At 63.8% G+C, this 12,298-nt stretch carries 7 protein-coding genes; 3 read left to right on the top strand and 4 right to left on the bottom strand.

Features of this window, described 5'->3' with window-relative positions; genetic code table 11:
• Nucleotides 1–569 precede the first annotated feature (569 nt).
• Nucleotides 570–3,011 carry a membrane-bound PQQ-dependent dehydrogenase, glucose/quinate/shikimate family gene (locus tag AC4BCN_RS10285; protein ID WP_490493218.1) on the top strand — a complete coding sequence of 814 codons (2,442 nt, stop codon included), beginning with the start codon at nt 570–572 and terminating at the stop codon, nt 3,009–3,011.
• Between the two features lie 78 nt (nt 3,012–3,089).
• Here AC4BCN_RS10285 and AC4BCN_RS10280 read toward each other — a convergent pair whose 3' ends face one another.
• Genes AC4BCN_RS10280 through hemC form a run of 4 tightly spaced genes read right to left on the bottom strand, consistent with a single transcriptional unit; the run spans nt 3,090 to nt 7,215 of the window.
• Entirely contained in the window at nt 3,090–4,286 is a 1,197-nt protein-coding gene (locus AC4BCN_RS10280; protein ID WP_080698801.1) for a heme biosynthesis protein HemY, read from the bottom strand.
• 4 nt (nt 4,287–4,290) lie between these two features.
• Nucleotides 4,291–5,439: a uroporphyrinogen-III C-methyltransferase gene (locus tag AC4BCN_RS10275; RefSeq protein WP_058049383.1), complete on the bottom strand. Its 1,149-nt coding sequence runs from the start codon at nt 5,437–5,439 to the stop codon at nt 4,291–4,293.
• Complete coding sequence (locus AC4BCN_RS10270; RefSeq protein WP_490493217.1) at nt 5,436–6,218, bottom strand: uroporphyrinogen-III synthase; 783 nt, start codon at nt 6,216–6,218, stop codon at nt 5,436–5,438. The genes AC4BCN_RS10275 and AC4BCN_RS10270 overlap by 4 nt, the downstream gene beginning before the upstream one ends.
• On the bottom strand, nt 6,211–7,215 hold the full coding sequence (gene hemC, locus AC4BCN_RS10265; RefSeq protein WP_436484053.1) for a hydroxymethylbilane synthase: 1,005 nt from the start codon (nt 7,213–7,215) through the stop codon (nt 6,211–6,213). Before hemC ends, AC4BCN_RS10270 begins: the two co-directional genes overlap by 8 nt.
• A gap of 243 nt (nt 7,216–7,458) precedes the next feature.
• Here hemC and ppc point away from each other — a divergent pair, with 243 nt between their 5' ends.
• Entirely contained in the window at nt 7,459–10,308 is a 2,850-nt protein-coding gene (ppc, locus tag AC4BCN_RS10260) for a phosphoenolpyruvate carboxylase (protein ID WP_490493216.1), read from the top strand.
• 179 nt (nt 10,309–10,487) lie between these two features.
• Nucleotides 10,488–12,284 (top strand): PAS domain-containing sensor histidine kinase, encoded by a 1,797-nt coding sequence (locus tag AC4BCN_RS10255; protein ID WP_490493215.1) that lies wholly within the window; start codon nt 10,488–10,490, stop codon nt 12,282–12,284.
• Nucleotides 12,285–12,298: the final 14 nt, after the last annotated feature.

Genomic DNA, 12,298 nt, shown 5'->3' with positions numbered 1-12,298 from the left:
AGCGAAGTACAGGCCGCTTGTGCGACGCAGCAGCGGCCCGCCGGCGTTTTGCGCGTCCTGCCAGCAACAGTGGCGCGCCCGGTTCACTGAACCCCGCAGCCTGCCACCGGGACAATAAACAGGCTGCCGAAAATAATAAGTAGAAACACTTAAGCATTACTACGGTCAGTTCCGAGTTAATACCGCCAATATCCGCCTATTTTCATTTCAATATCACCATGCGGCAAACATGGTTATTATATTCGATATTGCATTTTATGCAGCCACTTATAACAACAGCGTCAATCTTATTCTCCTCGCAATGCGGGCGCATGACGACGTCGCCGCTTCAACACAATCCTCCAGCCCGGGAATTCCCTCTTCCAGCATAATATTTGCGCTTATTTGAAGCATTTATTTATTCAAATGGCGGCCCTGCCAAAAAATGGCGCGACCAGAAGACATTCATCAATTCTGATAAACTGTCACATTCTGGTGTTTCCAAAACTTCGCATACTCTGCAAACAAAGCCTTCGCTAGATTCAATATGGCGCATCACGCGCCACCGATAAATCCTTGCAAAAAGGAATATGATGATTCCCTCTTTCCGGCCCGGGCCTTTATTAAAGGTCACCGGCGTTATTTTCATTCTGTTTGGCCTCGCCCTGCTGGGCGGCGGCATCTGGCTGGCCTCTCTGGGCGGCTCTTGGTACTACCTGCTGGCCGGTATCGGCATGCTCGTTGCCGGCGCGCTGGTGTTCCAGGGCAAGCGCAGCGCACAACCGTTCATGGCCTTCCTGCTGATCGCCACTCTCATCTGGTCCGTCATTGAAGTGAAATTCGACTGGTGGCAATTGCTGCCGCGCCTCGACATCTGGTTTGCCGCCGCCGTCTGGCTGCTGCTGCCCTTCGTCAACCGCCGCCTGGCGCCAGCCGCCGCGGCGAAACAGGGTCAAGCGGGCAAGACGGTGCTCTCCGCCGCCGTGGCCCTGACCGTCATCGCCGGTGTCATCGCCCTGTTCCAGGACTACCATGACCTGCATGGCGACGTACCTGCCGAAAACATGGCCGCCACCGCCACGGGCGACCTGGCGCCCGGCGTCGAGCACAATGACTGGTCCGCGTATGGCCGCTCCGGCTATGGCGACCGCTATGCCCCGGCCGCGCAGATTACGCCGGCGAATATTTCCGGCCTGAAAGAAGCCTGGACCTACCACACGGGCGACTTCAAGGGTCCGAACGACCCGGGCGAGATCGCCAACGAAGTCACGCCGCTGAAGGTCAACGACATGCTGTACCTGTGCACGCCGCACAATATCGTCATCGCCCTGAACCCGGACACGGGCAAGGAAATCTGGCGCCACGATCCGAAGATCAACCGCGACGCGGCCAGCTACCAGCACATGATCTGCCGTGGCGTGGCGTACTGGGACGTGAACGCGGGCCGCGCGAAGAACAATCCCGCCCCCGAAGCTGCCGGCATGGAATGCCCGCGCCGCATCCTGGCGCCAACCATGGACGGCACCATGATCGCCGTCAACGCCGATACGGGCGAGTCGTGCAAGAGCTTTGGCAACAACGGCGTCGTCAACCTGTACAAGAACATGGCGATGATCAAACGCGGTTTCCTGATGCCGACCTCACCGCCGGCCGTGTCGCAGAAAATGGCCGTGATCGCCGCCAGCGTGACGGACAACCATTCGACGGAAGAACCATCGGGCGTGATCCGCGGCTACGATCCCGTCACCGGCAAGCTGATGTGGAACTGGGACCCTGCCACGCCGGAAGATACGCAGCCCTTCCCTGAAGGCAAGAACTACACCAACAACTCGCCCAACTCGTGGGGCGTGGCCAGCATCGATGAAAAGCTGGGCATGGTCTACATTCCGATGGGCAATGAAACCCCCGACACCTGGGGCGGCAACCGCAACAAGAATGGCGAGAAATTCAACAGCGCCATCGTCGCGCTGGACCTGGCAACGGGTAAAGTGCGCTGGGTCTACCAGACCGTGCACCACGATATCTGGGACATGGACATCGGCGGCCAGCCTAGCCTGGTCGACATCGACACGCCGAAAGGCAAAGTGCCATCCGTCGTGGCCACCACCAAGCGCGGCGACATCTACGTGATCGACCGCCGCGATGGCAGCCTGGTCGTACCGGCGCCGGAAAAAGCCGTGCCGACGAGCAATCCTGCCGCCGGCGACACCCTGTCGCCCACGCAGCCGTTCTCGGCCCTCACCTTCCTGCCAGAGCGCAATATCAGCGAAGCGGACATGTGGGGCACGACACCGTTCGACCAGCTCGCTTGCCGCATCATCTTCAAGGAACGCCGCTATGAAGGCCCGTTCACGCCGCAAACGGCCGGCAAGGGTGCCGTCATCTCCCCGGGTCCATTGGGTATCTTCGAATGGGGTGGCGCGGCCATCGATCCTGTGCGCCAGTTGTTGATCGTCAACCCCGACTACATGGGCTTCCTGGAAAAACTCGTACCGCGCGCGGAAACGACGGCCAAGGGCGGCACCGGCGGCGAAATGGGCTTGCAGCCGCAGACGGGCGTCCCGTTCGCCGTGGAAATCAAGGCCTTCTTGTCGCCGCTGGGCTTCCCGTGCCAGGCACCGCCATGGGGCTATGTGGCCGCCGTCGACCTGCGCACGATGAAAAAAGTGTGGATGCACAAGAACGGCACCACGCGCGACAGCGGTCCCGTGCCGATCCCGCTGCCACTGGGCGTGCCCAGCCTGGGCGGCATGGTGACCACCGGTGGCGGCGTGACTTTCCTCAGCAGCACACTCGACTATTACATCCGCGGCTACGACGTCAGCAACGGCAAAGTGATCTGGAAAGCCCGCTTGCCAGCCGGCGGCCAGGCTACGCCGATGAGCTATGTGTCGAACAAGTCGGGACGCCAGTTCGTCGTCGTCATGGCCGGCGGCCACGGTTCGCTGGGCACGAAGATGAGCGACACCCTGGTCGCATATGCCTTGCCGGAAGGTGCCGCCGTACCGAAAAAGTACAGCGCGAAGAAGTAAAGTAGCAAAGTAGCAGCGCAAAAAAAAGCCGTTCAGTCTGCACTGAACGGCTTTTTTACGTCTGGAGAAACAAGTGGCTTACAGGATGGTTGCCAAAGCGCACTGCCGGTAATGGGCGGCAGCCTGTTCCGTCTGCTGCAAGGCGTCGTGCATCTGCGCCAGCTTCAGGTGGGCGTCGCGCACCATTTGCGGCTCGTTCGCGTCCGACAAGGCCTGTTCCAGGTGGCGCTGGGCCTTGCCCCACAGTTTTTGCTTGAGGCACAAGGTGCCCAGGGTCAGCGCCAGTTCCGCATCGAGCGGACGCTGTTTCATCCATTGCTCGCAATGCTCGATCTGCAGCAGCAAGGCCGGCGTGCCGCTTGGCGCCGCCGCTTCGCGGTAAGCGCGCACAACGCGCTCGTCCCAGTCGGCGGCCAGCGACTCTTCGCACACGAGGCGCGCTTCATCGTGCAGGCCGCGCGCATTCAGGGCCGTGGCGGCGCGGCAGGCGATGTACGGCTTGACCCGGTCGCTGCTGGGCACGGTCGACCAGACGCGCATCAGCGATTCCGCGTCATGCGACGGGTCGGATAGCAAATGATCGTAGGCCAGCTCGCGCAGGCGAGACGACAGGGCCGGATGCAGGGCGCGGTGCTTGTCGAGCGAACGCACCAGGCGCAGCACTTCCGGCCAGTTCTTCGCCTGCTGCTCGGCCTTGAGCGACCATTGCAGCGCGTGGATGTGGCGCGTGCCGCTGGCATTGAGTTCGCGCACGGCGGCCAGGGCCGCTTCCGGCTGGTGGTCGTCGACCAGCAATTCCGTCACCGTCATCAACCGGGCCGTCTTCAGGCTGGCATCGCCTTCGACGCGGGAAAGCCAGCTGTCGCGGCGTTCGGACTGGCGCATGCGGTGCGCGGCGCGCGCGCCGATCAGCGCGGCCAGGCCGGCGTTTTCTTCCAGCTCGGCGGCGCGCAAGGCAGCTTTTTCCGCATGGCCGAAACGGCCTTCGAACAGGGCTTTCAAGGCTTCGCGCAAGCCCTTGTTGCCATCGCGCTCACGCTTGCGCTGGCGGTAGGCCGCCACTTGCGCCGGCATGCGCACGGTGGCGCGCACGGCGCGCACCAGCAGGTACAGCAGCACGAACAGCACGACCTGCAGCAGCAGGAAGAAGTTCAGCGACAAGTCGATGCGGTATGGCGGATAGAACAGCACCACGTTGCCAGGGTTGAAACGGGCCGTCACGGCGATACCGATCGCCGCGGCCATCAGGGCGAGTAACCAGAGAAATAGACGCATGGGCTCAGGACTTCGCTTTGTAGTTGCGCACAGCCGTCAGGCTGTCGGACAAGGTTGGCATTTCGATGGCCAAGTTGCTGCCCTGCACCTGGCGCAGCAGCGCTTGCGCCGTCTGCGTGCTCTTGGCGCGGGTGTCGAAATACTTGGCCAGCGCATCCTGCGCAGCGATCAAGTCGTTACGGAAAGCCGTTTCATTGCGCGACAACAAGGCCATGCGGGCATTGAGCAGGCGCAGCTTGACGTTTTCGCGCAAGAAATACGATTGCGTCGGCGACAGCATCAGCGCTTCCGGCGTATCGACGCGGCGGATGCGGATCAACTGGCGCACGTCGGCCCACATGTCGCCGCTCCAGGTATTGAAGCCGTCGCGTACTTTTTGCAGCATCGGTTCCGGCGCAGGCGGACCCACCAGCTTGCCGGCGGCATCGCGCACGGGCTTGGCCTTGCCCGGTTTTTCCGGCGCAGCCGGCAAGGCCGGCGTTTCGTCGGACAGCATCGGCAGCGAGTCGATCTGGGCGATCACGGCGTCGAGGCGCAGGGCCACGCCCGTCGAATCGACGCTAGGGAGGGCCTTGAGTTTTTCCATGTCGCGCCCGATGGCACGGCGGATGGTGATGAATTGCGGCTTGTCCGAGCGCGACAGGCTGCGGTCCGCGTTCTGCAGGGCGATCAGCGCGCCGGGCACGTTGCCGGCCAGCTGCAGCTGCTGGCTGGCCGTCGACAGCACTTGCTCGATTTCCGTCAGCGCCCACTCGTCGCGGTTCTTCGACAAGTCGTTATACAGTTGTTCCAGGGCCAGCTGCTGGCTTTGCGTTTCGCTCTGGCGGTTTTCCAGCGCGCCCACCTTGATTTCCAGCTCTTTCGTGCCTTCTTGCACGTTGCGCGCCAGCACGCCCGTTTCGGCATTGCTGACATCGCCCTTTTGCAGGCGCTTGGCCACTTCTTCGCGCAGGTTGCGGATCTGCTTGCTGGTCGACCAGCTTTGCGCAGCCAGCAGCACGGCCAGCACGATGACGGCGATGCTCATGGGCTTTTGCAGCTGTTCCAGCAAGGTCGGCGCGCGGCCGGCAGGTTGGTCGGCCGCCTGCGGCGCCGTCTTCACGGCGCTGCCAGGCGTTGCATTCGGTTCGGAGAGTGTAGGCATTTCGTTCATGGTCGTGATTGTAACGCGGCGAGCACTCCTGCGTCGCCTGATCCTGTCAGGGTGACACGGGCAAAACCCAGGGCCGCCGCCGTTTGTGCAATGCGGGCGTGCGGCACGATCAGATGCTGCTGTTGCATTTTCACAACAGCCGTCTTTTCAGCATCCATTTCGCCCAGCAGCGCCAGCAAACCGCGCAGCGCTTCCGAGCTGGTGATGATCCAGTCATTATTATGCTGCAACAGGTTTTCCAGGGTCGCCCGCAAGGCCGGCGTCAGCGTCGGCACCTTGCGGCGGTAGGCCGTGACGAACTCGACTTCGGCGCCGGCCGCGCGCAAGCCGTCGGCCAGGTAATCGCGTCCGCCATCACCGCGCACGATCAGCACGCGCTTGCCGCGCAGGGCCGGCAAGTCCAGCGCCAGCAGCAGATGTTCGGAATCGCTGCGCGCCGTATCCAGCGGGCTGGTGATGGCCGCGTTGGCGTCCGTCACGCCATGCGCGGCCAGGGCCATCTTGCTGCCCTCGCCCACCACGGCCAGCGGCACGCCGGCCGGCCAGGCGGGCAAGTGCGCAAAGACGCAATCGATGGCGTTTGGCGAGACGAAGGCCACCAGGTCAAAATCGCGCAGGCGCGCCAGTACGGCTTGCAAGTGCGCGCATTCGTCCTCGCCGTCGAGCGCGTGGATTTCCAGCAGCGGCAGCAGTTGCACTGGCAAGCCCAGCGCTGCGATGTGGGCGGCCAGCGGCCCCGCTTGCGCCGCGGGCCGCGTGATCACCACGGTGTCAGGCATGCGGCGCCAGGCCTTCATGATTGTCGGGTGTGACGGCGCACGAGGCGAGGATGCCGGCGGCGTCTTGCCCGCGCAGCAGTTCGGCCACTTGCTCGCCCAGCAGTTCGGGGGCGCCCGCCGGACCACTGACGTCGGCGCTGGCCATGCGCGCGCCGTCCGGCGTGGCGACCATGGCGCGCAAGCGCATCTGTTCGCCCTCGACGGTGGCGAACGCGGCCAGCGGGATCTGGCAGCTGCCGCCGAAAATCTTCGACACCTTGCGCTCGGCCGTGACGGCTTGCGCCGTGGCCGTGTGATTCAGCGGCGCCAGCAGGCGCACGAGGTCGGCGCCGTCCGCACGCCCGCTGCGGATTTCGATCGCCATGGCGCCCTGGCCCGCCGCCGGCAGGCTGTCTTCCGGCGCCAGCACGGCGCGGATGCGCGAAGCCAGGCCCAGGCGCTTCAGGCCGGCGGCGGCCAGGATGATGGCGGCATAGTCGCCACGGTCGAGCTTGCCCAAACGCGTATCGAGGTTGCCGCGCAGAGGCAGTATCGTCAGGTGCGGATAGCGCGCGGCGATCAGCGACTGGCGGCGCAGGCTGCTGGTGCCGACGACGGCGCCATGCGGCAGCTCGGCCAGGCTGGCGTAATCGTTCGACACGAACGCGTCGCGCGGGTCTTCGCGTTCGAGGATGGCGGCCAGGGCAAAGCCTTCAGGCAACTCCATCGGCACGTCTTTCAGCGAATGCACGGCCAGGTCGGCACGGCCCTCTTCCATCGCCACTTCCAGCTCCTTGACGAACAGGCCCTTGCCGCCTACCTTGGACAGGGCGCGGTCCAGAATCTGGTCGCCGCGTGTGGTCATGCCGAGAATTTCAACGCTACACTGCGGATACAGGGCGGCCAGACGCGCACGCACGTGTTCAGCTTGCCACATGGCAAGACGACTCTCGCGCGTGGCGATCACCAGGCGGGCAGGAATATTCAATTCGTTCGGGGTCAATTCGGATGCTTTCAAAACAAGTTCTTTCGCTGTGGCTGTCGTTGTCATTATCGTTGCCAATTCGCCCGTCCGATATCAATTTGTATCGGAATGGTGCCCGGCGTCGCTATAATCGTTATCCCTTGGCCTAGAAGGCCAAGTCAGGCTAGCGTCCATGTTGAAGACCACAAATTTTATCATGCGCCCCCTCCCCTCTGCGGCCAAACGCCCGGTGCGATCCACATTCCCTTGCTTTTACACTTACTTTGGTTCTTTATTATGCTCAATGACGCAGTAGCACCAGAAATAGTTCCAGCGGCCGGCTCCGACAAGGACGCGCCGCTGAAAGAAGACATCCGCCTGCTGGGCCGCCTGCTGGGCGACGTGCTGCGCGAGCAGGAAGGCGACGCCGTCTTCAATGTGGTGGAAACCATACGCCAGACTTCCGTGCGCTTCCGCCGCGAAGCGGACGCGGACGCCGCGCTGGAACTGGACGCCATGCTCAAGGAACTGAGCCGCGAACAGACGATTTCCGTCGTGCGCGCCTTTTCCTATTTCTCGCACCTGGCCAACATCGCGGAAGACCAGCACCACATCCGCCGCCGCCGCGCCCACCTGCTGGCCGGCTCGCCGGCGCAAAAGGGCAGCGTCAGCTTCGCGTTGAAAAAACTGCGCCTGGCCGGCGTGCCGCGCAAGACCGTCGACACCTTCTTCCAGGACGCCCTGATCGCACCCGTGCTGACAGCCCACCCGACGGAAGTGCAGCGCAAGAGCATCCTCGACGCCGAGCACGACATCGCCCGCCTGCTGGCCGAGCGCGACCTGCCGCAGACGCCGAAAGAACGGCAAGCCAACATGCAGCTGCTGCGCTCGCGTGTCGCCACCCTGTGGCAGACGCGCATGCTGCGCTACTCGAAGCTGACGGTGGCCGACGAGATCGAAAACGCCCTGTCCTACTACCGCATCACCTTTTTGCGCGAACTGCCGGGCCTGTATGACGACATCGAGGAAGACATCGCCGCCGAGTACCCGAACGGCGACGGTACGGTAGAACCGATCAACGCCGCCTACGTGCAGATGGGCAGCTGGATCGGCGGCGACCGCGACGGCAACCCGAACGTCAACGCGGGCACCATGCAGCACGCGCTGGCGCGCCACGCCACCACCATCCTCGATTTCTACCTCGACGAAGTGCACGCGCTGGGCGCGGAATTGTCCGTCTCGACCCTGATGGTGGGCGTGAGCGCCGAACTGCAGGCGCTGGCCGACCAGTCGCCGGACGCTTCGCCGCACCGCAGCGACGAGCCGTACCGCCGCGCCCTGATCGGCATCTATGCGCGCCTGGCCGCCACGGCCCGCGCGCTGGGCGCCACCAACATCCTGCGCAAGGAAGTGGGCGCGGCGGCCGCCTACCCTGACGCGGCCGCCTTTGTGGCCGACTTGCGCACCATCGTCGCCTCGCTCGAATCGCACCACGGCGCTGCCCTCGTGCGCCCGCGCCTGGCGACCCTGGCACGCGCGGCCGACATCTTCGGCTTCCACCTGGCGTCGCTCGACATGCGCCAGACCTCGGACGTACACGAGCGCGTGCTGGCCGACCTGTTCGCGAAAAGCGGCGTGGCCGCCGATTACACGTCCCTGTCCGAGGAAGACAAGCAAGCGCTGCTGCTGAACGAACTGGCCCAGCCGCGTTTGCTGTACTCGCCCTACATTGCCTACGCCACGGAAACGGATTCCGAGCTGGCGATCCTGCGCGCGGCGCGCGACATCCGCCAGCGCTACGGCGCGCGGGCGATTCGCAACTACATCATCTCGCACACGGAAACCGTGTCCGACCTGCTGGAAGTATTGCTGCTGCAAAAAGAAACAGGCTTGCTGCGCACCGACTGGAAGGCTGGAGGCGACGGCGACAGCACGTGCGAGCTGATGGTCATCCCCCTGTTCGAGACGATCCCCGACCTGCAGCGCGCGGCCGGCATCATGAGCCAGGTCATGGCCTTGCCCCTGGTAAAACAATTGATCGCCAAGCAGGGACAGCTGCAGGAAGTCATGCTCGGCTATTCCGACTCGAACAAGGATGGCGGTTTCCTCACGTCGAACTGGGAACTGTACAAGGCGGAACTGGCGCTCGTGTCCGACTTTCAAAAGGCCGGCGTCAAGCTGCGCCTGTTCCACGGCCGCGGCGGCACGGTGGGCCGTGGCGGCGGCCCCAGCTACGAAGCCATCCTGGCCCAGCCGCCGGGCACCGTCAACGGCCAGATCCGCCTGACGGAACAGGGCGAGATCATCGCCTCGAAGTTTTCCAACGCGGAAATCGGCCGGCGCAACCTGGAATTGCTGGTCGCCGCCACCCTGGAAGCGAGCCTGGCGCCGCACGAAGCCAATCCGGCCCGCAACGGCCAGCTGGCGCAGTTCGAAGCCGTGATGGCGGAACTGTCGGACCTCGCCTACCACGCCTACCGCCACCTCGTGTATGAAACGCCGGGCTTTACGGAGTATTTCTTCTCGGCCACACCGATTGCGGAAATTGCCGAACTGAACCTCGGCTCGCGCCCCGCCTCGCGCAAGGCCAACCAGCGCATCGAAGACTTGCGCGCCATTCCCTGGGGCTTTTCCTGGGGCCAATGCCGCTTGCTGCTGCCGGGCTGGTTCGGCTTCGGCAGCGCCATCGAGGCCTGGATCAACGAGGCCGACGGCGCCGCGAAGGACGACAGGATCGCCACCCTGCGCGCCATGTACGCCGAATGGCCATTTTTTGCCACCCTGCTGTCGAACATGGACATGGTGCTGGCCAAGACGGACCTGGCGATCGCCTCGCGCTATGCGGAACTGGTGGCGGACCAGGACTTGCGCGAACGCATCTACAAGCGCATCACGGACGAGCATGGCAACACCTTGCGCTGCCTGGAGCTGATCACCGGCAATACCGAGCGCCTGGCGGGCAATCCCCTGCTGGCCCGCTCGATCCAGAACCGCTTCGCCTATCTCGACCCGCTGAACCACTTGCAGGTGGAATTGATCAAGCGCAACCGCGCCCTGTCCAGCGCCGGTAAAGTCGATGAACGGGTGCACCGCGGCATCCAGCTGTCGATCAATGGCGTGGCGGCAGGCTTGCGCAACACGGGCTGATCGCACCACATTGCCATCGGCAGGCAGGGGCCGGCACCGCAAGGGCCGGCCCTTTTGCTTGCTCAATGGAAAAATATTCTCAAGAAAGCAACATTTGGTATTACACTAGCGTGGAATATCCTCCCCCCACTCCGGCGCCAGGCGCACCGCAGCGGCCAACCACGACGCCAGGAATGCGGATGAGCAAATGGTCGATTGAAACGCTGGGTGCGGCATGCGCCGCCCTCATCCTGGTCGTGCTGGGCTGGCTGGCGGGCGCGGCCTGGCAGGAACTCAACTTCTGGGAACATGTCTGGCTGTCGCTGCTGCTGGCGACCGCTGGCGGCATCGCACTGTGGCTGCTGCGCGTGCTGCGCAACCACCTGGCCAGCACGCGACTGCAGCTCGACGCCAGCGTCATGCGCTACCGCGACCTGAGCGAGACGGCGCAGGACGGGATGTGGCAAACGGATGCGCAAGGCACGATATTGCATCTCAACCAGCGCCTGTGCGACATGCTGGGCATCCCGGCGGAAAAGCTGCTGGGCCACAAGATGAGCGAATTCCACGATGAAGCGACCTTGCTGCGCCTGTGCCCGCTGAGGCGCACGCAGGAACACAGCTGCATGGGCGAACTGCAGTACTGGCACAGCGACGGCTCGGAACGCTGGGCCATGATCAGCGGCCGCTGCCTGTACGACCAGCTGGGCACCTTGACGGGCGCGCTCGTGCTGGCCAGCGACATCACGGAACAAAAGCGGGCCGAACACGCGTTGAGCGTCGCCCATGCGGAACTGGAAAGCCGCGTGGCCCTGCGCACGGCCCAGCTGCTCGACGTGAATCTCCAGCTGTCCGCAGAAATCGCCATGCGCGCGCAAACGGAAGCGGCCCTGGCGCGCAGCGAAGAGCGGCTGCAGGACATCATTTCCATGATGCCCCTGTCGCTGTTCCTCAAGGATGCCGATTCGCGCATTCTGCTGATGAACCAGGCTTGCGAACAGCAATGGGGCGTGCGCCAGCAGGACATCGCCGAAGGACGCGACCTGCAGCACTTCCCCAGTGATCAGAACGTGGGCTTCCACGCGGCGGACCGGGAAGCGTTTGCCAGCCGCAAGGTGGTGATCCGCGAAGAATTGGTATGGAACGCGCAGCTGCAGGAAAACCGCCTGGTGCAGACGCACAAGAAACCCGTGTTTGACGCCAACGGCCGGCCGCAGATGATCATCGCCATGGCCATCGACATCACCGACAGCAAGCGCAACGAGGAAAACCTGGAACGCACCCTGGCCCAGCTGCGCGAATTGACCGACCACCAGCAAACCATCAAGGAAGAAGAGCGCCGCCGCATCGCGCTCGACATTCATGACGACCTGGGCCAGAACCTGATGGTGCTGCGCATCGATGTATCGCTGCTGCACGCGCGCACGGCCAAGGGCCACCCGCGCCTGCACCGCCACGCGCAGCGCGTGCTCGACACCATCGATACGACCATCCGCTCGGTGCGCACCATCATCAATGACTTGCATCCCAGCACCCTCGAACTGGGACTGGGCCCGGCGGCCGAATGGCTGATCCGCCAGATGGAGGGGCGCGGCGCCATCCGCTACCGGCTCACGCTCGACAGCGAGGCGCCCGACCTGGGCCTGGACCACCGCCAGACGTCGGCCATCTTCCGCGTGCTGCAGGAATCGCTGTCGAACATCGTGCGCCATGCCCAGGCCAGCGAAGTGGAAGTGGCGCTGGCGCAGGACGCGGACGCCATCGTGCTGCGCATCAGCGACAACGGCATCGGCATGCAGCCGGGCGACCATGGCAAGCGGGCCGCCTTCGGACTGAAAAGCATACGCGAACGTGTCCACGCGCTGGGCGGCGAACTGCGTATCGACAGCCAGGCCGGCCAGGGCACGGTGCTGGCCATCCACTTGCCGCAGGCCAGGAAAGGCCACCCAGCCAATCATGACATAACACAAGAATTAGCAAAAACAGTAGAAAATTAAGTATGCATTTTCAA

Source organism: Janthinobacterium sp. Bl 1, from assembly GCF_058215535.1.
Note: the sequence above shows the minus strand (reverse complement) of the source record. Positions and strands in the feature narration are given on the sequence as shown.

Bases quoted from the DNA above. Each gene is read 5' to 3' on its own strand.
- AC4BCN_RS10285 (WP_490493218.1), top strand. From the start codon at position 570: ATGATGATTCCCTCTTTCCGGCCCGGGCCTTTATTAAAGGTCACCGGC.
- AC4BCN_RS10280 (WP_080698801.1), bottom strand. From the start codon at position 4,286: ATGCGTCTATTTCTCTGGTTACTCGCCCTGATGGCCGCGGCGATCGGT.
- AC4BCN_RS10275 (WP_058049383.1), bottom strand. From the start codon at position 5,439: ATGAACGAAATGCCTACACTCTCCGAACCGAATGCAACGCCTGGCAGC.
- AC4BCN_RS10270 (WP_490493217.1), bottom strand. From the start codon at position 6,218: ATGCCTGACACCGTGGTGATCACGCGGCCCGCGGCGCAAGCGGGGCCG.
- ppc (WP_490493216.1), top strand. From the start codon at position 7,459: ATGCTCAATGACGCAGTAGCACCAGAAATAGTTCCAGCGGCCGGCTCC.
- AC4BCN_RS10255 (WP_490493215.1), top strand. From the start codon at position 10,488: ATGAGCAAATGGTCGATTGAAACGCTGGGTGCGGCATGCGCCGCCCTC.